Annotated in this window: 22 protein-coding genes; 5 read left to right on the forward strand and 17 right to left on the reverse strand. The window is 54.6% G+C overall.

Features of this window, described 5'->3' with window-relative positions:
• Window positions 1–32 precede the first annotated feature (32 nt).
• The 6 genes from ACZ481_RS22230 to ACZ481_RS22255 form a co-directional block, all read right to left on the reverse strand.
• Entirely contained in the window at window positions 33–929 is an 897-nt protein-coding gene (locus ACZ481_RS22230; protein WP_464767517.1) for a uroporphyrinogen decarboxylase family protein, read from the reverse strand.
• 26 nt (window positions 930–955) lie between these two features.
• Window positions 956–1,594, reverse strand: a complete 639-nt coding sequence (locus ACZ481_RS22235; protein WP_464767518.1) for a cobalamin B12-binding domain-containing protein — start codon at window positions 1,592–1,594, stop codon at window positions 956–958.
• A 1-nt stretch (window position 1,595) separates the two neighbouring features.
• Complete coding sequence (locus tag ACZ481_RS22240; RefSeq protein ID WP_464767519.1) at window positions 1,596–2,342, reverse strand: GntR family transcriptional regulator; 747 nt, start codon at window positions 2,340–2,342, stop codon at window positions 1,596–1,598.
• A gap of 130 nt (window positions 2,343–2,472) precedes the next feature.
• A complete protein-coding gene (locus tag ACZ481_RS22245; protein ID WP_464767520.1) occupies window positions 2,473–3,900 on the reverse strand; it encodes an S-layer homology domain-containing protein in 1,428 nt (475 codons plus the stop codon).
• Window positions 3,901–3,974: 74 nt separating this feature from the next.
• On the reverse strand, window positions 3,975–5,345 hold the full coding sequence (locus ACZ481_RS22250) for a uroporphyrinogen decarboxylase family protein (RefSeq protein ID WP_464767521.1): 1,371 nt from the start codon (window positions 5,343–5,345) through the stop codon (window positions 3,975–3,977).
• 28 nt (window positions 5,346–5,373) lie between these two features.
• Window positions 5,374–6,576 (reverse strand): MFS transporter, encoded by a 1,203-nt coding sequence (locus ACZ481_RS22255; protein WP_464767522.1) that lies wholly within the window; start codon window positions 6,574–6,576, stop codon window positions 5,374–5,376.
• Between the two features lie 791 nt (window positions 6,577–7,367).
• Between ACZ481_RS22255 and ACZ481_RS22260 the strand changes: the two genes are divergently transcribed.
• Window positions 7,368–7,853, forward strand: coding sequence for a CarD family transcriptional regulator (locus tag ACZ481_RS22260; RefSeq protein ID WP_464767523.1), 486 nt, complete (start codon window positions 7,368–7,370; stop codon window positions 7,851–7,853).
• Window positions 7,854–7,946: 93 nt separating this feature from the next.
• Here ACZ481_RS22260 and ACZ481_RS22265 read toward each other — a convergent pair whose 3' ends face one another.
• The 4 genes from ACZ481_RS22265 to pdxR all read right to left on the reverse strand — a co-directional run bounded on the left by ACZ481_RS22265 (window position 7,947) and on the right by pdxR (window position 13,150).
• The gene (locus tag ACZ481_RS22265) at window positions 7,947–9,203 is read right to left on the reverse strand and encodes a purple acid phosphatase family protein (protein WP_464767524.1); all 1,257 of its coding nucleotides are present in this window, start codon (window positions 9,201–9,203) and stop codon (window positions 7,947–7,949) included.
• 4 nt (window positions 9,204–9,207) lie between these two features.
• A complete protein-coding gene (locus ACZ481_RS22270) occupies window positions 9,208–9,774 on the reverse strand; it encodes a 3'-5' exonuclease (protein ID WP_464767525.1) in 567 nt (188 codons plus the stop codon).
• A gap of 159 nt (window positions 9,775–9,933) precedes the next feature.
• Window positions 9,934–11,598, reverse strand: a complete 1,665-nt coding sequence (locus ACZ481_RS22275) for a methyl-accepting chemotaxis protein (protein WP_464767526.1) — start codon at window positions 11,596–11,598, stop codon at window positions 9,934–9,936.
• A gap of 79 nt (window positions 11,599–11,677) precedes the next feature.
• Complete coding sequence (pdxR, locus tag ACZ481_RS22280; RefSeq protein WP_464767527.1) at window positions 11,678–13,150, reverse strand: MocR-like pyridoxine biosynthesis transcription factor PdxR; 1,473 nt, start codon at window positions 13,148–13,150, stop codon at window positions 11,678–11,680.
• A gap of 120 nt (window positions 13,151–13,270) precedes the next feature.
• On the opposite strand from pdxR, the gene pdxS reads away from it, so the two are divergent.
• The gene (gene pdxS / locus ACZ481_RS22285; protein WP_464767528.1) at window positions 13,271–14,149 is read left to right on the forward strand and encodes a pyridoxal 5'-phosphate synthase lyase subunit PdxS; all 879 of its coding nucleotides are present in this window, start codon (window positions 13,271–13,273) and stop codon (window positions 14,147–14,149) included.
• A gap of 7 nt (window positions 14,150–14,156) precedes the next feature.
• The gene (gene pdxT / locus ACZ481_RS22290) at window positions 14,157–14,750 is read left to right on the forward strand and encodes a pyridoxal 5'-phosphate synthase glutaminase subunit PdxT (protein WP_464767529.1); all 594 of its coding nucleotides are present in this window, start codon (window positions 14,157–14,159) and stop codon (window positions 14,748–14,750) included.
• Here the strand turns inward: pdxT and ACZ481_RS22295 are convergent.
• Window positions 14,705–14,944 (reverse strand): hypothetical protein, encoded by a 240-nt coding sequence (locus tag ACZ481_RS22295; protein WP_464767530.1) that lies wholly within the window; start codon window positions 14,942–14,944, stop codon window positions 14,705–14,707. The genes pdxT and ACZ481_RS22295 overlap by 46 nt on opposite strands.
• 166 nt (window positions 14,945–15,110) lie before the next feature.
• Window positions 15,111–16,175 (reverse strand): DUF2680 domain-containing protein, encoded by a 1,065-nt coding sequence (locus ACZ481_RS22300; protein ID WP_464767531.1) that lies wholly within the window; start codon window positions 16,173–16,175, stop codon window positions 15,111–15,113.
• Between the two features lie 469 nt (window positions 16,176–16,644).
• On the opposite strand from ACZ481_RS22300, the gene ACZ481_RS22305 reads away from it, so the two are divergent.
• Window positions 16,645–17,409, forward strand: a complete 765-nt coding sequence (locus tag ACZ481_RS22305) for a DUF2087 domain-containing protein (RefSeq protein WP_464767532.1) — start codon at window positions 16,645–16,647, stop codon at window positions 17,407–17,409.
• Window positions 17,410–17,434: 25 nt separating this feature from the next.
• A complete protein-coding gene (locus ACZ481_RS22310; protein WP_464767533.1) occupies window positions 17,435–17,794 on the forward strand; it encodes a GIY-YIG nuclease family protein in 360 nt (119 codons plus the stop codon).
• 159 nt (window positions 17,795–17,953) lie between these two features.
• Here the strand turns inward: ACZ481_RS22310 and ACZ481_RS22315 are convergent, their stop codons facing one another.
• The 5 genes from ACZ481_RS22315 to ACZ481_RS22335 all read right to left on the reverse strand — a co-directional run bounded on the left by ACZ481_RS22315 (window position 17,954) and on the right by ACZ481_RS22335 (window position 24,756).
• A complete protein-coding gene (locus ACZ481_RS22315; RefSeq protein WP_464767534.1) occupies window positions 17,954–18,844 on the reverse strand; it encodes an HlyD family secretion protein in 891 nt (296 codons plus the stop codon).
• 36 nt (window positions 18,845–18,880) lie between these two features.
• Window positions 18,881–21,313 carry an ABC transporter permease gene (locus ACZ481_RS22320; RefSeq protein WP_464767535.1) on the reverse strand — a complete coding sequence of 811 codons (2,433 nt, stop codon included), beginning with the start codon at window positions 21,311–21,313 and terminating at the stop codon, window positions 18,881–18,883.
• Complete coding sequence (locus ACZ481_RS22325; protein WP_464767536.1) at window positions 21,306–22,058, reverse strand: ABC transporter ATP-binding protein; 753 nt, start codon at window positions 22,056–22,058, stop codon at window positions 21,306–21,308. Before ACZ481_RS22325 ends, ACZ481_RS22320 begins: the two co-directional genes overlap by 8 nt.
• A 58-nt stretch (window positions 22,059–22,116) precedes the next feature.
• Complete coding sequence (locus tag ACZ481_RS22330) at window positions 22,117–22,923, reverse strand: transposase (protein WP_464767537.1); 807 nt, start codon at window positions 22,921–22,923, stop codon at window positions 22,117–22,119.
• A gap of 72 nt (window positions 22,924–22,995) precedes the next feature.
• Complete coding sequence (locus ACZ481_RS22335) at window positions 22,996–24,756, reverse strand: formate--tetrahydrofolate ligase (RefSeq protein ID WP_464767538.1); 1,761 nt, start codon at window positions 24,754–24,756, stop codon at window positions 22,996–22,998.
• Between the last annotated feature and the right edge of the window lie 505 nt (window positions 24,757–25,261).

Consider the following 25,261-nt stretch of genomic DNA (forward strand, 5'->3'; position numbering starts at 1 on the left):
TTTACTATCGCAGACCTCCGGCCGTTCTCTATTTATAAATTTCTAATAATTGCATAAACACTTTTTATATTTTCCAGCCGCATCGGCGCAAACAGGCCGCTGCTTGTACCAAAAATAAACCCGCTGCCGCCTGCTGCCGCAGCGGCAATGCGGCGCACTGCCTGGGCAAGCGCCTCGGGCCTGCGCGCTTCAATCAACTCTGCCGGATCCAGATTCCCCCACAGGCAGAGCTTATCGCCATATTGCGCTTTTACGGCCCCGATATCCATACCGGCCAGGGTTTCCAGGCACTGCAGGCCGTCAAAGCCGGCGGCGGCGATATCGGCAAGCACCAGGGCCAGGTTGCCGTCAGAATGGAAAAATACCGGCAGCCCCAGCTGTCTGGCATAGGCAGCCTGGCGGGCCAGCGAAGGAAATAAGGCCTGGCGCAACAGGGAAGGACGGGCAATAACCCCCTGGTTAAAAGCAATGTCGTCAGCAAGAATAATACCGTTTATACCGTTGGCGGCCAGTCTGTCCAGCAGTGACAAATTCAGCTGTTCAACAGCCACCGTCAATTCCCGGAACTCCTCAGGCTGCCGGATCATTCTGGTCAGGAGCGGTTCAAAGCCAAGCAGCTTAAACCCCCAGCCCATGGGGCCGTCAAGCACCGCAAACGTAAACAGGTCAGTTGCTGTCCAATTCTCAAGATCGGCAAAAACCACAGCCTGCGGCCCCGGCAGCCGGGCTGACTCTGCGGCATCAGCCGGATGCAGGCACACGGCATCCAGGCCCAGAGTCTGAACAAATTCCAGCCGGTGGCCAAAGGCAAGCTCAATCGGGCCAAACATGGCCTGAATCACTTCGTCGTCAATTACCAGCTCCGCGCAGGGTATCCGGTCCACAGGCTGGCGGCCAATTGCCGCTGTCACTCTTGTTTTGTGGTTCATACTACCTCCCTGCCGCTTCCGCCTGCTCACTTCTGGGCGATTGCCCGGCTCCAGTCCAGACATATTTCCACACCCCGCCGGGCATCATCGCTCCAGGCATCGGCGCCGGTATACTCTCTTACCTTCTCATTGACCAGACCGCCGATCAGGACCTTGATTTTTGTATTCCGCTCCAGCAGCCGAACCAGCTGAATTGTCCGTTTTAAGGCCTCAAACCCGGGCGACAGCAAGGTGCATAAACACAATATCTGCGCGCCTGATTCGGTTAAGGCCAGCATGAATTTATCAGGCGGCACATCGACCCCCAGATCATAGACCTCGAACCCGTAGCACCGCAGCAGGGAACCGACCAGGTTCTTGCCGATATCATGAATATCCCCCTCAATTGTGCCAAAAACGACTTTGCCGATGAAGGGCTCCTTGTCGGCCAGTTCCACAACAGGGGCAATCATGCCCATAATCTGCGTGAATATCTCCGAAGAAAGGATGAGGTCTCCCAGAAAGTATTCGCCCCGGGAATACCGCTCACCTACGGCAATCAGCCCGGAGCGGCATTCCTCAACAATGTCCAATGGATATACACCGGATTCCAGACCTTGCTTAACCAGTTCGAGCGCCAGCGGCTCATCAAGCTCGCTAATGGCGTTTGCCAGGAGTGCTAACACCTTAACGTTCCCCCTTTAACGGTTGTATATCTGAAATTAATGGGTACCGGTCACTGCGGTAATAAAAAACGCCAATACCCACAGGCTGTTCGTCGCCGGTGTACAGAACCTGCTGCAGCCGCAATACCGGCGAGCCTGGTAAAACCTGCAGGTAGTTGGCGTCAAATTCACTGACGCTCTCGGCCGTCAGCATGGCCTGGCTCCGCACCGGCAGGAAGTCGGTGTGGATGGCGATAATTTCCGAAAAGGCCATATATTGAAATTCATTCTCCAGAATGGGCCGGCCTTTTTTATAACACATATACTTATGCTCAACCGCAACCGCTTCGCCGTCAGCTGTCAGCAGCCGGCAGTAGTATAGAATTCCCTGGCTGGGCAGCATACCGATTTTCCGGGCAAACTCCGGCAATTCCTTGCGAAAACGGACATGAATCAGGCGCTGCCCGGTTTCTTGCCCCTCCTGGGCCATCTTGGCGTTAAACTCATCCATAACAAACACGGCCCGGTCCAGTGACGGCCTGGATACAAAGGTGCCTCGTCCCTGCTGGGCGCTGATCAGGCCCCGTTCAGCCAGCAGACTGAGACATTTGCGCACCGTTGTCCGGCTCAATTCATATTCCCGCCCCAGATCATTCTCCGACGGCAGCGATTCCCCCGGTTTAAACTCACCAGCCAGTATCCGTTGCTCCAATATTGTTGCCAATTGATAAAAGGGCGGTGTAAATGAATTCTTATTAATTCTGTCCATTCCTTGTAGCAGCCACCTTATGCCAGCATTTATCTCTATATTTCTACATGGGCGGAATCTTCCCTGCCTGCCTGGTGAAAAAAGGTGTCAAGAGGGCGACCCCGGGTAACCCCTGGGCCGCCGCAGTTTTTTAGTAGTAGAATTCAAATTTTACCATATAGTTTTTATCAAGACGGTCGGATGCCAGGCTGGTCAGGCCTCTTTCCTTAATTTTGAAATCCTGGTATTCCAGCGACAACAGGAGATTTTTCGCAATGACATTCTGGTAGGCCAGCATCAGCACATTGACATTATCGGTCCCGTGATTGGAAACATTATAGGGCTGGGAGAGATTGCTGACCGCCGTCTGGTCATAGCCGCCGGCACCATTGGGGATAGCCCCGGGATCAATGCTGCGGTATCCGACCAGCCAGGCATCGCTGCCCACTTTCGCCGGGTTGACCAGATTTACCGCCGGATACAGCACAGCCGGTCCCTGGCTGTTGCTGAACTGCACGGCCCAGGCTTTGGGATTGGATCCCAGCCCGTCCCGGGCATTGTCGAGCGAGGTGCCCACATAATCGCCCAGCAGCGTATACTTGCCGAGCTTGTAGTCAAAGCCGGCCGACCAGCCTTGGGACTTGTCATAGCTGCCCCGGTTGGTGTTGAGCAAGCCTGTGCCGTCAGATTTGCTGGTCCCCTCGGCATTGGCCCAGTAGTAGCCTGTCTTAACATTCAGGTCGTTATTCACCTTAAAGCCGACCTGGGCGGTACTCAGCTGATTTTTGTTAGCCTCGGTGGACGGCCTGATGGTGCCTGTCCAGCCTTTGAAGCTGACATCGCCGAACCGTTTATTAATGGTGACACCGTCATAATTCAAAGGGCCGCCGAACAGGCCGGTTGTATAGAAATCAAGGGCCGACCGGCCGACGCGGATATTGTCTGATCCCAGCAGCCCCTGGACCGTCACATTCATGATATCCAGGCTGATCTCCGAGCCGGAGCCGGGATAATTGACGCTGCCGAATTTATTGCTGCCGGAGGTTGTGATCCGGCCGATCCAGGAGATATCCTCATTGATCCGGCCCCAGAATTTGATCCGCTGCCGGAAATCAAACTGCTCCGAGCCGCTTAAGCGTTTGCCTGGATTCGGATCGTTGGCAATAAACCGCATCCGCGTTTCCCCGCCCACCCAGGTGTTGGTCTTGTCTTCCACCTTGGCGACGCGGGCCCCGAGGCGGTTGAGTTCACTGTTAAACTCAGCCGACAGACTGTCGATGAGCTTTTTATTATTTTCGTCGGCACTCTCGAATTGCTCCATGGCTTTGGCCACAATAATGGCGAATTCGTACCTGGTCATGACCCTGTCACCCCGGAAGGTGCGGTCATTGTAGCCGTCAATAATCCCGGCCTTGGCCAGCTTGGCCACCGCGTCATAGGCCCAGTGATCGGCCGGCACATCGCTGAAAGACGTCGCCGCTGCTGCCGACACGGTGCCGGTCAGGGCCGGCGTCCCGGCCATAGTAATACTCATCAGCGCCAGGGGAATGATTGCCAGCAGTTTATTTACCTTTTTCATATAAATACTCCTCCTCCATAAATAACAGCCCTATTTCTAACTCTTTCTCTAATCTCAGGCAGGTATTACGCGAATTACATCGTCCATAGCCACAGCCAGTTAAAGGCCATCGCCTCTAAATCATCCCATGGCTGCTGAATCAAAGCCTCATTCCCCCGTACACCGCCAAGCTCCCTGGCCCTTGTCGCCCAAGGGGTGATCCGGTGCTGCCTGGCGATAGCGTCAGGGGCAAACGCAGCTGCCGCCGGCGGTTTCGGCGCCGGTTTGAGGCTTTTGTCATACCAGCCGTATTTCATAATCGTATCAATCATGGCCCGGAAGTTTTCCGGCTTGGTGTCATAGGGGATATTGCAGCCGCCGTTGATGATAAAGCCGCCGCCTTTGCCCACCGTCTCGCACAAATGCTGCACCCGCTCGGCCACCTCGGCCGGTGTGCCCAGAATAAAGGTGGAATCGGGAATCCCGCCCGCAATAGCCTGCTGCCGGCCAAAATCGGCTTTCGCCTTAAAGATGTCGCCCTGGGTGTCAATATCGCAGAGCACCTTGCCTTTAGGCAGTTCATTAAAATGGTGCCAGTGTTGCTTCCAGTCCCCTTCCAGATAAGCCCGCACAGTATATCCGGCGGCAATTAGTTTTTCCAGCACCTGCTTAAAGGAGGGCCAATAGAAGGTATCGAACTGCTTCGGCGACATAAAACAGGCTTTGTGGGTCGGCACAAAAATCGGGTAGCGCCGCAGCGGGTCGGCCGTGGACAGGGCAAACCGCACCATGACGTCGACCAGCACCTCGCAGGCTTCCATCACCAGCTTGGGCCGGCGGTAGGTATCCATCAACGCGCCCCGCAAGCCGCGCAGCACGTCCCCCAGCACATCAAACGGAGCGATAAAAAGCCCCATGGTAGGCTGCGGCATGCCGCACAGGGTCTGCAATTGCGCCGCCCGGTTGCGCAGGATGTTAATCATCATCATCTGCGCCATACCGGCTTTCAGAAAGGCCATGTGGGAACGGGTTACATCAGGCCGGCCGTATTCGCCCAGGACACGGGGCAGAAATTTTTCCAGCATAAACAAGCCGGGGTTTTCAATAAGCAGCTCATACTCGTCGGCCTGCATATATTCTTCCTCAAGGAACTGGAATTGCTGATTGGGAGGCAGGTCCCGCCCCGGCAGCTTGTAGGTTTTGCAGCCGACCGCATCATACATAGGCGCCCAGACGCGATTGTCCCGTAAGGCGTCAATCTCCGGAAAGTCTGTAATGAAGGCCATCTCCGCCTGCAGCCATTTATCAGGATCATAGATAATCTCCTGATTGGTGGCGCCGGAATATACCTCGGCCAGATAGCAGGAACCGGAGGCAATAGGAATCCTGTCGGTTGGCTCCAGCGCAATCGTAGCCTGATATCTTCCTAATCGCTCATCATATAACTTTTGCATTTCCAGAGACATTGACCATACCTCTCTTCATGTTAATTTATCAGCTGACAGCGGCAGTCTGGCTTTTACGCCCTACAGGCAGCAGCAGGAATATGCCGACAAGCGGTCCTGCCGCCATCATCCACCAGACAGTGTTAAAACTGCCGGTAGCATCAATGGAGAAACCCAGAATCACAGGGCCGATCATCGATGCCAGCTGGAATATAAAGTTAGAAATGCCATTGGCGGTCGCCGCCCACTCTTTACCGGCAAATTCCGAGATTAATATGGTCAGCTGCGGGTTGGCCATATAGGAGCAAAAGCCAAAGGCAAACCCCACCGCACACAGCATACTTAAGGTGGTCTGGTAACCAAAATACACCGTCAAAGGAATAATCGCCACATAAGACAGAATCAGCAGCTTTTTGCGATTGCCCAGCCGGTCGGAAAGATACCCTGATACCATCGGCGCAATTACGCCGCCGATGCCATAAAGAATCATGACCAGACCGGCGTCAGCCAGCGAAAAACCTAATTTCTTGATATAGGCATTGGCCCAGGTGGCAGTTCCCAGTTCGACCCACATCAGGCAAAAGCCGGCGGAAGCGGTCAGCAGAATATCGCGGTTGCTGAATACCACTTTAAATCCACCAAGCATACTTTTTTCACCCTTGGGCTCATCGGTCGTCCGCACCATGAAATAAATAGCGATCCCCAGCAATACGGTGGCAATACCGATAAACTTAAAAGCCCCCTGCCAGCCAAAGGCCTGGTTCAAAGCCGGTACAATATAATTGGATAACACGATACCGCCTGACGGAGCGGCCAGCATAATCCCAAATGCAATCCCCCGTTCTTTCGCCGGAAACCATTCCATCAGAGCGCGCGAGCATGCCGCAAATACGGCGCCAGCCCCCAGGCCGGTCACCGCCCGCAGCCAGAAGCCGGTATCATAGCCCTGCATATAACCCATGCCGAAGGTGGAAATACCTTCCAGAATCAAACTCACCGCCAGGATCAAACGGACACCAAAGCGGTCGGCCAACACGCCGGCCGGGATTTGCGTCACCACATAGCCAAAGTAGAAGGCACTCATAAAGGCCCCGGCCTGAGTCATTTTCATGCCCAGTGCGGGCACAATCACCGGTATCAGGGGCGGCCACGCAAAACGGGTTACAAAAGTAAACAAGAAGCATAAAAACATTAATAACAATACTACCCAGCGGTACTGACTAGACTCGTCCTTTTTCATCGGTGTCTCCATATTAACCTCCTTTTCTAACCTGCGCAGGTTTTCTTAAACTCGCCCTCCTTCCATGCCGGAAAGCGGCATGCCGCTTTCGCCTAGTCGAATACTTGTCTACACAAGTTTTTATTCTACATTATCTGTCAAAATCCTGCATAGTTTTCTAACAATTTATAATATTTTATTATATTAATTATAGCTGCCCACGCTGTGAAAAAATATGCGCAGGCCGCTGCCCCGCGGCCAGGGGTAAGGTCCTCATGCCAGTTAATCTGCTCCTCGCATTTCTATGGTGCCCGGTAATTTTTCTTTGCCTAATTTTTTATTAGCCTGGAATAAAACAGATATTTGCCCAATGCCGCCCGGGCTTTTATCGACTCTATGACAGGCTCCTTCCAGTCTTCCCCTGTCGCTGGCGGTTCCCAGCCCTGATCCCTCCCGGATTGTCCAACTTTTTTCGGCAATGCCCCGCCAAAGCAGTATACCATAATGCTTACCGGCACACACTAAGAACCAGCGGCTTGCATTACAGAAAAAAATTCCCTGTCAGGCCTAAGCCGTTACTCTTACCGGAAATAGGCCTGACCGGAAAAAAGGATTTTGCCAATTGTAATCTCTGATACTACCTTTTCAGCATAATTTGTCCATTTTTTTACTATGCGGCCGAAGAAATTCAGGCTCAAAGCGACAGGATTATAAATTACCGTATTGACGGGCCGAAACACCAATGATATAATTATTGTTTTTAAGGTTGATATTTATCCAAAAATATGTTATAATTAAAAACATCGTTACTAGGGGGTGACTTCATGTTTCAAGTTGGCGATAAAATTTTCTACCCGATGCATGGCGGGGGTATTATCGAGAGCATCGAGGAAAAGGAAATGTTTGGGGAGAAACAGCTCTATTATGTCGTAAATATACCTCATAGAAACATGCAGGTAATGCTCCCTTTTGATAAGACCGAGAAGCTCGGTATGCGCCCGGTTGTCGATCCGGATAAACTTGATGACGTTCTGAGTACCTTCCACAACCATGGAGAAACTGAGTTAATCATGAATGACACACAGCGACAGCGCGTAAACATGTCCAAAATGAAGACAGGCGACATCTATGAGGAAATTGCAGTCATACGTGATTTACTGCGTATCAAAAACAAGCGGAAGCTAGGCATGGCTGACAAGAACATGCTCGATAATGTCCGTCAGATTCTTATCAGCGAGGTCGTACTGGTCAAAGACATTCCTCATGAACAAGCAACTAATTTCTTAGATGAAATGTTTAATGCCAAGTAATGCTTATGGCAAAAACATCCTGGATTTTTTTTCCAGGATGTTTTTTTATTGATTATTGCCGGCGCCTGCATCCGGCTTCCAGCCAAAGGCCGTCTATTTGTTAATTTCCCAGGCGTCAATCAACAGGCCGCTTTGGCTGAACGCCTTGACGCGCAGCCAAGCGGCGCCGGTCTCCACGGTAATATAGGTTGCTGCCGCCACCGGATTATGAAAAAACTGGTTCCACTCTTTCGCAGCCGTATTCCGATAGGTTTTGGTCCCGCTGCGGCCGCTGGCCACGTAAATCGTGCCCCCGGCCGGACTGCCGGCTGCGGTCCCGCCATACAGCGGATAAGTACGGGCATAGACGTGATCATGGCCGGTAAAAACCAGGTCAACATGATACTGGTCAAAAATAGGCCCAAATACCTGCCGGAGACGGGGATCTTCCGGCTGGGGCTTATTGTTGTACAGCGGCCGGTGCATAAAGACAATCTTCCATTTGCTGGCAGTCGCCAGTAAGTCCTGCCGGAGCCAGCGGCTCTGCTTGTCCAGCATATCAGGCTCAAACTGGCGCTGTTCGCCAATCTGACTGTCAAGCATAATAAAATGGACATCGCCATAATCAAATGAATAGGCCTGGCCCTTAAGCCCCTCCGGGCCATTCTGGGGCAGCTTGAACTGGGCCGTGAAAAAAACCGGTTTCGAGAACTGCCGCTCCGGTGTATAAGACTCATGATTACCGGCCACAGGCATGGCCGGAATGGTATCGATAATCCCCCGGGCCGCACTAAACCAGCCGTCCCAGTGGGTATAATCCTGGCCCACATCCACCAGGTCGCCCACATTGGTAAAGAAGACAGCATCCCGGTTAGCCTGAAAGGCCTGCCTTAGCGTTGTTTGCCAAACACCGTAATGAATGCTCTGCGAATCACCGAACACCAGAAACTTAAAGCCCCCAGCCTGGGTGCCGGCGGTGGTAAAGGCCTGAGGCTCGCTCCAGTGCTCCGGGGTCCCCACCCGGTACAGATAACGGGTGCCGGGGGTAAGACCGGTCAGGGTCACCGAATGGATGGCCATATCGCCGGTATTGGTCCGCAGCAGCTCAATACCTGCCGCCGCCCTGGCGCCGGCAGGAAACGCAGTAAAACCAGCCGCTGCCGCATATTCCACCTGACCGCCCACCGTGGCCACTTCTGTCCGCCAGGTAATCGTCTGGGTGGTTGCCGGATCGCCGGTCCAGGTCAGCGTAATATGATCAGGCCGGGCAGTGGGCGCAGCCTGGCCAGCAGCCGGCAGCCAGGCGGCCAGACTAAGCAACAGGACAACAAGCACACAGGAAACTTGTACAACCAAGGGTAATCTTCGCATCGACTCACCTGCCTGGGGATTTGAAATCCCGTAATTTTATCTGCAACATATCGGTTAACTGCATAAAACTGCAGGCCCGGGCCTCGGCTCTGGCCTGCAGGGCAATCAGGGCGCAGACCCGGGCATCGTGCAGGGCGTTGTGATGGGCAAACGCAATGGCAAAACGCCTGGCTAAGGTGGATAACTTATAATTTTCGAGATCTGACCAGACCCTTCTGGCAATATCGACCGTGCAGGCATAGCGAAACGCCGGATAGGGAAGCCCGTATTCATCAAGCATCCCCCGCAGCACGCTGATATCAAAGGCGGCATTATGAGCAATTACGATTTTGTTCTCCAGGTGCGGCCTGATTCTGTCCCACAATTGGGCAAAGGTGGGTTTATCCTTCACGTCGGCCGCGGTTAAGCCGTGCACCTTCGTATTCCAGTAATTGAACTGCAGCACAGGCGGCCGGATAAGCGCATAGGCTGTGCGGACAATGACGCCGTTCTCTACCGTAATCGCCGCCAGGCTGCACGCACTGGCCCGGCTGCTGTTGGCGGTCTCAAAATCAATAGCGACATAATTCATCTTCAGGTAACTCCGCCAGCTTCTGGGGCTGCACCGGCGGCCTTTCTGTTTTTATAAAACATCCCCGGCCAGGCGCCGCAGCGCCATTTCCCCGGTACACAACCGAAAACGCCCTGCCAGATGTCTTTTGTCAGGGCGTTTTTACTTAAAGCGCTGCTACTATATCTTAAACCGGTTAACCACCTGCTGAAATTCCTGGGCCAGGGCTGCCAGGGCCTCACTGGCGGAGGCAATCTCCTGCATAGAAGCCGATTGCTGCTCAGTGGCGGCCGAAACACTCTGGGTCTCGGCCGCCGCATCACGGCTGATGCCGTCAATTTCCCGCACCGTGGCTACAATCTGCTGGCTGCCGGCAGCCATCTGCTGAACCGCCAGCGAAACCTCGCCCACCTGACCGGAGACTTCGTCAATCAGGCTGACAATCTCGCTAAAGGCCAGGCCGGCTGAGTTAACGACAGCGGTCCCTTCTTTCACCTCGCGGGTCCCGGCGCTCATAGCGGCGACAGCCTTGTCGGTATCGGCCTGAATGGTGCCGATGAGGGCCGCGATTTGTTTGGCGGCTGCCTGGGATTGCTCGGCCAGTTTACGCACCTCATCGGCGACAACAGCGAAGCCACGCCCCTGCTCGCCGGCCCGGGCCGCTTCAATAGCGGCATTAAGGGCCAGCAGATTGGTTTGGCCGGCAATCCCGGCAATGGTGTTAACAATCTGCCCGATTGCCTGGGAGCGCGCGCCCAGCTCGCTGACAACAGCGGCCGAGTGGGTAACCGTACTTTCAATATCCGTCATTTTGCTGACCGCCGAGCGGACCGCGTTGTTGCCGGCCTGGGCGGCAGCGGCTGTTTTGCTGGCCATGCCGGCAACTGCGTTGGCGTTGGCGGCAGCCTGCCTAATGCCGGCCGAGATCTTTTCAACAACCGCAATGGCGGCGTCCACACTATGGAGCTGGCTATCAGCCCCCTGTGCCACCTGCGCAATACTGCCTGCCACCTGCTCGGTGGCTCTCGCGGTCTGCTCCGCGCTGGCTGTTAGCTCCTGACTGCTGGCCGCCACCAGCTCGGCATTTGTCATTACATTACGGATAATTTCCTTTATGTTGTGCACCATAGTATTCAGTGTAGCGGCTATAGCGCCCAGCTCATCATCGGCGGCATGGCGTATCGGCTGGGTGAAGTCGCCGCCAGCGTAGAGGCGCGCCTTGTCGACAACCTCCCGGAAAGGCCGGCGCAGGCGCAGCGCCATAACAACACACACACCGCTGATCAGGAGCACGAACCCGCTGACTGCAACCGCCGTCGAACGCACAGCCCCGGCCTCACTGACCGACAGCTGGCTGGCCTGATGCAAAACCGCCGTATTATCCGCGGACAAAGCCTGCAATTCCGCATGGATCCGGACGGCCACAGGCACCAGGGCGGCATGTACCTCCTGGGGCTTGCGCTGGCCGCTGAACACCGCTTTCAGGCCGTCATCATACTCATCAATCAAGCGGATAATCGCTTCGATCTCCTGGCGTTTTTCCGGCCGGGCAATCGCCACATTCTTTTGCAGTAACCCCCGGGCAGTGTCAATGCTCTTTTTATACTGGTCAACCTGACTGGCATCATTATAAAGCGCGTAAGCCCGGTACTGACCGGCGGCATTGGCAAAATGATAGGCGGCCTGCAGCTGCAGCACGGCCCGGTCTTTAGACAGATCAACAACCGCCTGATTGCTGATGATGTTGGTCAAACCATAAAGCGAGTAGCCGGCCAAAAGTATGACACCGGCTAATATTGCCAGGTAACCGGCAATGGTGCGATTCACGATTCCCAGCTTTAACATAAAAAACCTCTCCCTGTAGTACCCGTATCATGTAATATGTATGAATAATCATTATTGATTATACGTCTAATGCCGTTTTTTAGCAAGATAATTCGGGGCGCGGCGCTTCGCCCTGCCCGGCAGCGGCCAGCCGCGCCAGGATGGTTCCCAGCACTGCCAGACCCTGCCGGATTTCGGCCGAACCGGGGGCGGCAAAGCTCAGCCGGATAAACCGGTCCGGAGCAGGCCGGGGAAAAAAAGCCGTACCGGGTGTTAAGAGGATACCCTGCCGTTCGGCCTCCCGGACCAGGGCCTGGGCGGAAACGGTTTCCGGCAGCTCCAGCCAGCAGGTCAAGCCGCCCCGGGGGCGGTGGCACTGAACCGCCGGTAAAAACTGCTCAACCGCCGCCAGCGTGGCCTGAAACCGCTCCCGGTAAATACGCTGCACCGCTGCAATATGGGTTTGCCAGATTCCCTTGCGCAGGTATAAATCAAAGGCCCGCTGCGTTAAGCCGGCGGTGGAGATATCGGAGTGGTGCTTCACGGTTAGAATCGGCGCGACCAGGGGTGGCGGCATCAGCAAAAATGCCAGCCTCAGCCCCGGCATAAAAATTTTAGAAAAGCTTTTCAGATATATGACCCGGTGGTCCCGGTCCAGCGCCTTTAATGGCGCCAGCGGCAGCTCCGAAAAATCAAGCTCGCTGATGTAATCATCCTCCAGAATTACGGCGTTATACCTTCTGGCCAGGCCGATAAGCCGGTTTCTTTTGCTCACAGAGTAGGAATAACCGGTGGGGTTTTGGATATTGGCCATTACATACAGCAGCTTGGGCCGGTAACACTTTATTTTCGCCTCCATATCCTGAATGTCGATGCCGTCGCTGGCCATGTTGATGCCGATAATTTTTGCCCCCCGGGAGCGAAAGGCGGCAATGGCTCCCGGATAGGTAGGGTTTTCAGTAAACACATAATCGCCGAAATTCAGCAGGGCCTTAGCCACAATATCGATTCCCTGCTGGGCGCCCGAAATAATCTGCACATTATCCGCCTGCGCCCTGATCCCCTGCGCCTTTAAGTATAAGGAGACAGCGCCGCGCAACGGCGGAAAGCCCTGACTGTCCTGATAGCTGAAAGCATTGCCCTTATCCCTGTCCAGCACTTCAATCAGGATATTCTTAAAATCATCAACAGGCAATAAATCAGGCGGCGGCATCACGGTGGCAAAATCAATCCCTCCGGCCGGCACCGGCCTGGTGGTCACAACCTCAGCCTCAGCCGCGCCGGCCGGGCTTTCCTCATCAGGCCGGCTGGTTAGCTCCGCTACATAGCTGCCGCTGCCGGCCCGGGAAAACACATAGCCGTTTTGCTCCAGCAACTTGTAGGCCCCCGCCACCGTACCGGGATTAATCTCCAGCCAGGCAGCCAGCTTGCGCACAGGCGGCAGTAAATAGCCGGCGCTTAACTGACCGTTCACAATAAGCTCCCGCAGCTGCTCATATAATTGCACATACAAAGGCTGCTTATCTTTTTTACGCAATTGTATCGATACAAAATCAAAAAAATCCCCGCTCATATTGAGTTCTTCTTCTCCCCTTGTTATAATTACAAAAATTTAGTACCGGCACAATAAAATTGTATCGGTACAATCATTTTAGCAAATACGATTCATTTACGCAAAGAGGAGGACAAAAAGATGTCAGACCGTTACGAACTCAACAAAAACCTGGCCCAAATGTTAAAAGGTGGCGTCATTATGGACGTCACCAATTCTGAGCAGGCCAAAATTGCGGAGGCCGCCGGCGCTGTTGCCGTTATGGCTTTGGAGAGGGTGCCTGCCGATATCCGCCGGGAAGGCGGTGTATCGCGGATGTCCGACCCCAAAATAATCAGGGAAATTAAAGCAGCCGTTACCATTCCGGTCATGGCCAAGGCCCGCATTGGCCATTTTGTCGAGGCCCAAATCCTGGAGGCCATTGGCATCGACTATGTTGACGAAAGCGAAGTGTTAACCCCGGCCGATGATTTATACCACATCAATAAGCATGACTTCAGCATCCCTTTTGTGTGCGGCGCCCGCAACCTGGGGGAAGCGCTGCGCCGCATTGGCGAAGGAGCAGCCATGATCCGTACCAAAGGCGAAGCCGGCACCGGCAATGTCGTCGAGGCAGTCAGGCACATGCGGACAATAGCGGCCGACATACGCCGGGTGAAAGCGGCGCCGCCGGCCGAGCTTATGAGCATCGCCAAAGAACTGGGCGCGCCTTTTGATCTCATTCAGTATGTAGGGGAACACGGCACACTGCCTGTGGTTAATTTTGCCGCCGGCGGCATTGCCACCCCGGCCGATGCGGCCCTGATGATGCAGCTGGGCTGTGACGGCGTTTTTGTCGGTTCCGGCATCTTTAAATCAGGCGATCCGGCCAAACGGGCCAAAGCCATCGTGGAAGCCACCACCCACTATCAGGATGCCGAGTTGTTAGCCCGCATCTCCGCCGACTTAGGCGAGCCCATGGTCGGCATCGAAATTGACAAGCTTGCCCCCTCCGAACGGTTAGCCGCCAGAGGCTGGTAAAACGGCGATGCTGAAAATAGGGGTTTTAGCTTTGCAGGGAGCCGTACGGGAACATCTAGACTGCCTGCGCCGGTTCCCGGCTGTAAAGGGAGTCGAAGTAAAAAAAGCGGCCGATCTGGACGGCATCGACGGCCTCATCCTGCCAGGGGGTGAGTCAACGGCGATTGGCCGGCTGCTGCAGCAGTTTGCGCTGACGCCGGTTATGATTGCCAGAATCCGGGCAGGGTTGCCGGTATGGGGAACCTGTGCCGGCATGATTCTCCTGGCCAGGCATATTGTCGGCCAAACCACCTGCCATTTGGGCCTTATGGACATTACCGTCCAGAGAAATGCCTATGGCAGCCAGCTGCATAGCTTTACCACCGAGCTGCTGATCCCCGGCCTGTCAGCCACACCGGTACCGCTGGTATTCATTAGAGCCCCCTATGTCGTAAGCGCCGGTGCCGCTGTGAAAATATTGGCGGCTGTGGATGATAAAATTGTCGCCGTCGAACAAGACAATATGTTAGCAACAGCATTTCATCCGGAATTAACGGCCAGCCTGGTTTTTCATCGCTATTTCGTCGAAAAGGTACGGGGCAGCAAGTCATCCCCTTCATAGATGATCAGCAGCGGATGCTCCTGGTCTGCAGCCTGGGCGTACGCAGCCGGCTCCGGCTCAGCCAGGCTAAAGCTCTCCACCGCCGTTGCCGGCTCCGAGGCGTAGATGACGGCCGCCACCGGCGCAGCCATAATAAGTAGGGTGGTAAAAAAACTTAAGGTATTGGTTAACAGCCGCTTGAACAATTTTTCCATCTTTACTCTCCCTTAACAATTATTCTCCGGTATCTCATGTCTATATTCTAATCCAATAATTTTAGTTTTTCTTTTGAAAACACCGGCCTGATAAAAAAAAAATAAGCATCTGCCGCGGCAGATGCTTATTTTTTTTGTTACCGAGCTGTAATCAGTTGGTTCAACCTCAGGAATCAGCCTGCTGTGCCTGTTTAGGCAGCGGTCCGGGACCTCTGTGCATCAGGCCTTCGGTATTGATCATCTTGGTCACGCGCTCGTCCATATTGGCTTTCATCTTGTCTGCCTGCTCGGCCGTAAGCCGGCCGGCCTGCACACCGGCATCCAGGCGCTCCGTCATCTGGGCAACCAGGAAGGCCTTCAGCTCCTGCTCAGAAACGCCGTGCTTGCCGGCAACCGCCACCAGCGTTTTTTCCGCCTTCAGCTCGCTGCGCAGCGTCTCGGCATCAATATTCAGGAAGGCCAGCATTTTGTCATTGGCAAACGGGGCATGGCCGGCCCTTGGCCCATGGTGCATAGGCCCCTGGCCATTCATCATCTTGGTCACGCGCTCGTCCATATTGGCTTTCATCTTGTCTGCCTGCTCGGCCGTAAGCCGGCCGGCCTGCACACCGGCATCCAGGCGCTCCGTCATCTGGGCAACCAGGAAGGCCTTCAGCTCCTGCTCAGAAACGCCGTGCTTGCCGGCAACCGCCACCAGCGTTTTTTCCGCCTTCAGCTCGCTGCGCAGCGTCTCGGCATCGATATTCAGGAAGGCCAGCATTTTGTCATTGGCAAACGGGGCATGGCCGGCCCTTGGCCCATGGTGCATAGGCCCCTGGCCATTCATCATCTTGGTTACAAGCTCAGGCATGGCGCTTTTCATTTTTTCAGCCTGCTCGGCCGTCATCCGCCCCGACTGCAGTCCCGCTTCCAGGCGCTGAGTCATCTGGCTTTCCAGGAATGCCTGCAGCTCTTGGGCAGAGACACCCTGCGCCTGGGCAACAGCCACTAACGTTTTACCGGCCTTCATTTCGGCTTTGAATGTTTGCTCATCCATCTTCAGCAAAGCAAGCAATTTACTGTGATCTTCTTTAAAAGCTTTGGCCTTGCCTTCTCTCTTCTCAAACGCCGCCGGCCTGTTGTCCTTGCCGGCATCAGCCGGCGCCGACCCCACGGCAGCCATTGCGATACCGCTGGCGGTAATCGTAACCGCCACCCCTACGGCCAGCAGCCATTTACTGTTTTTATTCATTCTATTTACCATCCTCTCATTTTACATTTCCCTAGCCGAAGCTATAGCTGTATTATGAACCCTGAATTTTAGAAATACTTTTGAAAAAGGAAAAAAACTCCGTCTCCGGGTGACTCAAGGGGACGGTTCTCTTGAGTCATTTTTCGCTGCTGCTCAAGCTTGCTTTATCCTGCCGGTCAGGCTTAACCATCAGCCGCCTGATCCGTTTTTTTGCAAACATTAACGTCCATTGTCTATGACTCCGGGTGACTCAGGGGGACGGTTCTCTTGAGTCATTTTTCGCTGCTGCTCAAGCTTGCTTTATCCTGCCGGCCAGGCTAACCATCAGCCGCCTGATCCGTTTTTTTGCAAACATTAACGTCCATTGTCTATGTTAATTATAGACAATTCCGTTTAATGCCTTGTATTATTTTAGACATTAGCATATAATATCTACGTAGGCAGCAAACAATACAATGAGGTGTTTATAATGAATGATTTATCTGAGCTATTTTGGCAGGCCTCGCTGGCTGAAATAAAGCAGGGCTATATCTATCAGGAGCCGAGTGATGAGTTTACCTGCCTCATCTGCGGGCAAAGCTTCGGCAATGGTATTATTTATCCCCATGGCGCCAAGCTCTATGAAGCGAAAAAATATATCCGGATTCACATTGAACAAAACCATTACTCTGCTTTTGCCTTTCTGCTTACCCTTGATAAAAAGCTGACAGGTCTTACAGACCATCAAAAAACAATTCTGGAGCTCTTTTATCAAGGCCGGAGTGATAACGAGGTGGCCAAAGCCCTCGGCACCGGCAGCACCTCAACCATCCGCAATCACCGCTTCACGCTGAGAGAAAAACAAAAACAGGCGAAAGTGTTTCTCGCCCTCATGGAGCTGCTGGCAGAGCAGCTTCCCCCCAAAAACACCTTCATCACCATTCCCCGTAATTCCAAAAATATTGATGACCGCTTTGCCATCACCGAGCAGGAAAACGCCGCAATTCTGGCCGCCTGCTTTTCCCGGGGGCTTGATGGCCCGCTTGTCGCCTTTCCTCTGAAAGAAAAAAAGCGGGTCGCCATTTTACGGCATCTTATCAAAAAATTCGAACCGGCCAGAACCTATACGGAAAAAGAAGTCAATAGTATTTTAAAACCCCTGTACAGTGATTATGTATTATTGCGCCGTTATTTGATCGAATATGGCTTCCTGGACCGGACCCAGGACGGCAGTTCTTATTGGGTTCTGCCGTAAAAACAAGACAAAGGAGCTGGCAACATTGGACAGACGCAAGGAACTCAAACTGACCTATAAAGAAACACCGCGCCCGATGGGTGTGTATCAGATTAAAAACACGGTTACCGGCAGGCTCTTGGTCGCTAGCGGCATGGACCTGCCCGGCAACTTTAACAGCAACCGCTTTCAATTAAACATGAAGTCCCATCGTAATAAAGAACTGCAGGCCGACTGGAATTTGTACGGTCCCGACGCCTTTACTTTTGAGGTGCTGGAGAGCATTAATCCGGAAAAAACAGCCAAAGAAGACTGGCGCAGCGCCGTGGCGGAGTTAGAGGAGAAATGGCTTGACACCTTGCAGCCCTATGGTGATAAAGGCTATCATACGCCGGCCAAAAAATGAACAGCCTTTACCGACAGGCTGTAAAGAGCAATAACCCCCGGCAGCTTGCGCTGCCGGGGGTTATTGCTTTATTTGCTGTGCATGGTGGCAAAGGCCGGAGCCAGCCCCAACGGTTGACGTCACTTTTTTGACTCAAGAGAACCGTCCCCTTGAGTCAGGTTACAGCCCGGAGGGGGTGATGGCAAGCTGGGCTGTCATATTCCAGCGCAACCGCTCGTCCCAGCTGTCGGGGGCAATGGTAACCGTATAGGTCATGTCGCCCCGTTTTTTCTCGCCATAGGGCCTGATGGACTTCACTTTTCCCGCCAGCTCCAGACCCGGTATGCCGTCAAACGTTAAGGCCACCGGATCATTGAGCTTGACCCTGGCCACCGTAAGCTCGGTTAAATCGTCGCTGCGAATCTCCCATTCGCTTTCATCGGCAATCCGCACTAACACCGTACCGATGCTGGCATGTTCGCCGACCTTGACCTCCAGGAAGGCTACCGTGCCGCTGATGGGCGCTCTAAGCTCAGTTTTATCCAGCAGGCCTTCGGCCTCAACCAGCCGGGCCTCCTGCGTTTTCAACTCGGCCTGCGCCTGGGCCAGGGCCGCCTGATTTCTGTCGGCCGCCGTTTTCGCCTGCTCAAGCTGCTGCCTGGAGGTGGCGCCGGCCGCTACCAGCCGCTGCTGCCGCTCCAGCTCGCGGACCGCATCAGCCAAATTGATTCGCGCCTGCTCCACCGCGGCGGCCGCCCGGCTGATATCGGCGCCGGTACTGCCAACCCGGGCCTGATAATCCTGACGCACCAGCCGGATGAGCGGCTGACCGGCGGCAACCGTATCGCCCTCCCGCACCAGCACCTCGCCCACGGTGCCGTCTACGGGCATCACCATCTGCGCATACCGTACGGGAAAAATAATGCCTTCGGCCAATACCCGGTTATCGGCCTTAACAGGCGCCAGCTCCTGTTTCTCGCCCTGGCGGCTGTTATAAAACCACCAGCCGCCGACAGCCAAGGCCGCAACAATAACAACTGTCAGTACCGGCAGCCAGCCTTTTGCTTTCATCCGCTTCGTCGCCTCGCTTCCCTTTGCTTTGTAATCTTATTCATAACTTAATACTTCCCGTACACTCAGCCTGGCGGCATTCCAGGCCGGCATTAAGCTGGCCAGTACCGACAGCAGGGTGGAAAGCGCCAGCCAGATGCCCACGCCGAGGAAACTGAAGGAAAATGCCAGCGGGCTCTGCAAAAACAGCACGCCGACCTGATAACTGAGCAGTGCGGCCACCGGCAGCGCCAGCACTGCCCCTAACAGCCAGCTCAGGATGCCAATACATAAGGCCTCCACGACAAACACCTTGCCAATAGCCACACCGGAAGCGCCGATGGCCCGCATAATCCCGATCTCCCGCGTTCGCTCCAGGACATTGATTCCCATTGTCCCCATCAGCCCCAGGGCGCCGACAACCGCCAGCAAAAACGCCATCAGCAGTAAAAAAACCGTCAGGATATCAAACTGCGACCTGATCCGCTGCTTTTGCTCCCAGGTAACATCAACATTCTGCACCCGCAGATTGTTCTTTTTCAGGTGTTCTTCCAGCTGGCGGCCCAGCTTGCTTTGCTCCGCCGGCTCGGCCGACTGGGCCACAATCTGGACAGACCGGGCGCCGCCCGCCTCCTGGATCGCCCCGGTAAACCAGGGATAGGGAGCATACACCAGCGGCCCGGTTAAGGTGCTTTTGGCCACACCGACCACGGTAAAGCGCAGCTTGCGGGTGCCGACTTTGATGACCGCCGGACTGCCCACCTGCAGCTCCGGACTGTCTTTCAAGGTTTCCGTATTTACCACCAGCGCGCTTTCGTCCCCGTCCACCAGCCAGCGCCCGGCAATAATCTGAGGCTGAATCATAACCGAGTCAACCGGTGGCGCCAGAATAAAGACATTTTGGCTGGCTTCATCCTCCGACTGCTTGCGTTCATCCCGGAGTATCCGGCCGGAAGAAAACCCCCAGGACTCGGCCGCTTTAACCCCCGGGACCTTCAAAACCTCGTGTTCAATCCGTGAGGCCCGGTAATTCTGGGTAAAACCGACAGATAAATCATAATGGAAATATTCCAGGGCGTCATCCAGGGTCGAATACAGGGAAGACCGGATGGAAAACACGGCCATAAAGACCGTTCCCGCCACCGTCAGCGTTAATAAAGTCAAAGCCAGCCGCCATTTGCGGCGAAAGGTATTGCGCAGGGAGAGCAGCACCGGCCGGGGCAGTTGCTTCAGCCTGTCCAGCAGACGGTCAATATACGTGTCCAGCCGGCTTTTGGCCGCCACAGTGCTCAGACCGTAATCACTGACTGCCTCGCGTACGGTTATGCCGGTACCGCGCCAGACCGGCCAGACAGCCGCCAGGAGGGGAACGACAATGGCGGCCGCCGCCTCTAACAGAAAAACGCCGGCCGGCAGCTCCAGGCCGCCTGAATCAAAGTTGAATACCTGGGCCATAAATCCGGTTACCACCCCGGCGGCCAGCGCCCCGAGGGGGGCGGCAACCGCCAGCGCCAGCACCCCATAGGCCCCCACCAGGATCAAATACATGCGCAAAAGCTGACTGCGTCGGGCGCCAACCGCTTTCATAATGCCGATCTGCCGCACCTGCTGCGTCAGGATCGCCGACACGGTATTAATCAACAAAAAAGTGCCGAGCAGCAGGGACAATACCCCGAGTACCGTTAGCAGCAGCAGCAGGGCATTAATGATCCCCTGCAACTGATGCTCCCCGGGTTTGTTTACCTGCAGCCAGAACACCGTTGTGTCCCCCTGCTCCAGCTTGCTCCAGGCCCGGCGGCCGATAGCCTCAATCGGGGCAGTATCCTTGCCCTGCAGCACCCACGGCTCAACCACAAAATTCACCTGGTCCAGGCGGCGCTCCTCATCCAGCTTCTCCAGGGTATCCATATTGATGTAGCCGTAGGAACGGCCGCTGAACAGACTGGGGATTTGACTGGAATCATACACAATGCCGGTAACCTTCAGCATACGCTTGCGGCCGGCAGCGGTTTCCACCTGAATGGTGTCGCCGGTTTTCACCCCCAGCTCCGACAGCGACGACCGCTCCAGCAGGACATCACCGTCACCGGGCGGCCAGGCCCCGCTCTGGCTTTTAACAAGATTCACCTTTTGCTCCTGATAGTCAGGTATGGCTGTCAGAAACATCTGCCGCCATTCGCCGCCGGCTGTATGCACCCGCAGGTCGACATTGCGCCGCCCCTCGGCTTCTTTGACGCCGCGGAGACTGCGGATACTGTCCACCAGCTCCTCGTCAAAGGGATCGGCATAAATACTGGCGCTGGCCGGCGCCGCCGCCGTCCAGCTTAACGCCAGATCCCGCTCAAACATCAGATAAGAGCTGTAAACCATCCCCACCGCAAAAACGCCGACTGTGATGGAAAGAACGACAAGCAGGGTCCGCAGCTTATTGCCCCATAAATCAGCCAGAACTTTACGCCACCGGGGTGAAACCAGCAAATACCTAAGCATGGCTCCCCTCCCCGGCGGCCAGGATTTGTCCGTCATAAACCGTTACAATCCGGCCGCTGCGGCCGGCCAGATCATTATCATGGGTCACCATCAGGATTGTTTTGCCCTGAGCGGCCAGCTCTTTAAACAAGTCAATAACCACCGTTGCCGTCCTGCTGTCCAGGTTGCCGGTCGGTTCGTCGGCTACCAGCAAGGGCGGATCATTGGCCAGTGACCGGGCAATAGCCACCCGCTGCTGCTGACCGCCGGACAAATTGGCCGGCAGCTTATGGGCCTGCTCCGCCACCCCGACCAGTTCCAGCAGCTCGAGGGCCTGCCGCGGCCTTGCCAGCCGGTCATACATATTGCAGAAATCCATGGGCAGCATAACATTTTCCAACACCGTCAGGGTTGGCAGCAACTGAAAAAACTGGAACACTACCCCGACGGTCCGCCCCCGCCAGACGGCAATCTGGTTTTCCGTCAAGGTATGTACCGGCGTGCCTGCCACCCATACCTCCCCGCTGGTGGGCCGGTCAATACCTGTAATCATATTGATCAGGGTCGATTTCCCACTGCCTGACTTGCCCACAACGGCCACAAACTCACCGCCGGCCACCTGCAGATCCACACCTTTTAAGGCGGTGAACTCACCGGCCCCGGTTACAAAGGTTTTCCGCACCGCCGTAAGCTCGACCGCGGCGGCGGCTGGACGGGGCTCCGGCACTTCCACACTCATCAGCCCGGACAACCATTTTCCCAACATAATTTCCTCCATCTATCCTTGTGACCGACAAGTGACTCAAGGGGACGGTTCTCTTGAGTCAGGCCCGCGCAACAATGCTTTGGCTGATGCCGGTTAGCCGCGCGATTTGCCATGTCGATACTCCCGGTAATTGCTTTATTTTATGTAAAATTTTATTCCGCTTGTGCTTGTCCATGCCTGGCAGCGCTGCCCAACTGTCGCTGCCGATACATTCCTGAATCAAAATCCGGGCCTGGGCATCGGTGGGTCTGGCCGTGTCATTCATCTCAATACAGGCAGCGGCTGCCTGCTCCGCCATAAAGGCTTGCAGGCGCGGCACAGCCTGTTCCGCTTCTGGCGCAAAAATGCCCAGGATAAACGCGGTTGCCGTAATCGCACTGCCGCCTGTGTATTCGGCGTAACTGCTCCAGACGTAGTCCTCGCAGCGGGCCGCCAGCCCGGCCTGCACCGGGTTTTGGTGAATATAACGCAATACGGTTAACAGATAGGATTCGTCTTCAATGACTTCACTTTTAAAGCGGTCCTGAAATAAATGCCCGCACCGCTGGTACTTGCGGTTATACCAGGCCACATAACTGACACCTATTTTTTTGATAAAAGCGGCAATGGGGCTGGGGCCTTCTTGCAGCAGCAGATGGATATGGTTATCCATCAGGCAATAGCCATAGATCAGGCATTGGCAGCCTGTCCCGTATACGCGCAGACAGTCGAGAAATTTTTTCCTATCCTCATTATCGTGGAAAATAACCTGCTTGTTAATACCGCGCAGAATAATGTGATAAATACCGGTCTGACTGTTTTGCCGGGCTTGCCTGGGCATAAAATCTCCCCCTTTCATGATAACATAGCTTGTCTTTTGACTCAAGAGAACCGTCCCCCTGAGTCAGATAAGGGCAAAGCGAAAGCCCCGGAACCGGGGCTTTCAGCAGGATGGATATTAGAATAAGCCACTGACCTTGCCGGTGTTAACATCAACATCGATGCGGCGATAGGCAGGGTCGGAGCTGGTGCCGGGCATCAGGCTGATGGCGCCGGCCATCGGGCAGAGGAACTTGGCGCCGCCATAAACCAGCACGTCGCGGATCGGCAGCCGCCAGCCTTTGGGGACGCCTTTCCAGGTTGGTTCATGCGACAGGGACAGGTGAGATTTAACCATCATTGTGCAGTAGTCGGCATATTTGGGATCAGACTCAAACCGTTTGGCTTTTTCTTCAGCCAGCGGCGCCCAGTCAACGCCATCGGCGCCGTAGACTTCCTTGGCGATCCGCTCAACCCGCTGCCGCAGCGGCATTTCCAACGGATAGAGGTATTGGAAATCGACTTTTTCCTTGCAGGCATCCATAACCGCGTCGGCCAGGTCCAGGGCGCCGTCGCCGCCCTTCAGCCAATGCTCGGAGACAGCGGCGCGGGCGCCGGCCTGTTCGGCAATTCTCTTGACCAGGGCATGTTCGGCCGGGGTATCGGTGTAGAAGGCGTTAATGCAAACAACCGGTTTGACGCCGGACTTCTTGATCATGTTGATCAAATGCACCATATTCTCGCAGCCTTTTTCCAGCAGGCCCAGATTTTCCTTGGTGTATTCATCAGGCAACGGCCGCCCTGGCACTACGGTAGGGCCGCCGCCATGCATCTTCAGGGCGCGGACGGTGGCTACCAGGATCGAGACGTTCGGCTTCAGACCGCTCAGGCGGCATTTCACATTCCAGAATTTTTCAAAACCGATATCGGCGGCAAAACCGGATTCGGTAACATGATAATCAAAGCATTTCAGGCCGATGCGGTCAGCGATGATCGAGGACTGACCAATCGCGATGTTGGCAAACGGGCCGGCATGCACAAAACAAGGCTGGCCTTCCACGGTGGCGCACAGGGTCGGGTTGATGGTATTGCGCATCCAGGCGGTCATGGCGCCGTCGACTTCCAGGTCGCCGGTGGTAACCGGATTACCCTGCCGGTTATAGCCCACCACAATATGCTTGAACCGTTCCCGCATGTCGGCCAGGTCTTTGGCCACAGCCAGGATGGCCATCAATTCGGAGCCGACGGCGATCCCGAACTTGGAGTGCATCATAAAGCCGTCTTTTTTCCCGCCCAGGCCGATAATGATATTGCGCAGGCCCTGGGCGGCAAAGTCCAGAACCCAGCCCATTTCAATATTTTTCGGATCGATATCCAGCCTTTTCAGACCGCGTTTGGCCAGCTCGTCATCGGTATAGTTGGCCTCATGCTGCATGCGGGCGTTTAAGGCTACCATGGCCAGATTGTGGGCGTTCATAATGTCATTGATGTCCCCGGTCAGGCCCAGGGAGAATTCGGTCATCGGAATCAAGAGGGCGTTGCCGCCGCCGGCAGCAGTCCCTTTTACGTTCATAGTCGGGCCGCCCGAGGGCTGCCGCAGGGCGCCGCCGACATTGACACCGCGTTTGCCCAGTCCTTCCATAATGCCGATGGAAGTGGTTGATTTGCCTTCCCCTAACGGGGTGGGAGTGATCGCGGTTACTTCAATGTATTTGCCGTCCGGTTTATCCTTCAGACGGTCAATTACCTTCAGGAAATCAACCTTCGGAGTTCTACCGTAGGGAATTATCTCATCCTTTTGCAGCCCCATCATCTCCTGGTACTGCTCGGTAGTAGGGATATTCCCCTCTGCCGCTTCTGCGATTTGCCAGTCTTTCAATACTGTAGGATCCCAAGCCATAAAAATACATCCCCCTCTTTTAAACTGTTAGATTGGTTTACTGCCTGCAACTAGGTCACGAACTCCCGGAACACCTCCCTGTTGGTCATTTCCTGTGCCTGCATCGGCAGGCACAGGGTAAAGTAAACGGGAACCGGAAAGGAAAAACGCTGCTAGATTTAAATTCCGTACACTCTAGTACTGGTAAAATGCAACTCGCAATTAGTTAAAAGAGCGGATTTCACACAATTCTGAAATTGCATTTTATTGTCCGATTCCCGGTTGCTGCACAGCAACTTATCTATACATCTATGTAACCTTTTGTCATTACTGTTAATTAATCCCACAGTTTTTACATTCTACATTGGAACGCTATTTCCTACCTGCGAAAAATATTTTTTTCACATTTCATAATATTGAATTAAATTCAACAAAATCTTTATAAAAACTATGGCCTTTGACAATATTTTCCCCAGCCCGCCTGGCGCCGGCCTGAGCGTTTAGCCCCGGCAGCTGCGGGCAGCCT

The organism is Sporomusa intestinalis (assembly GCF_055383785.1).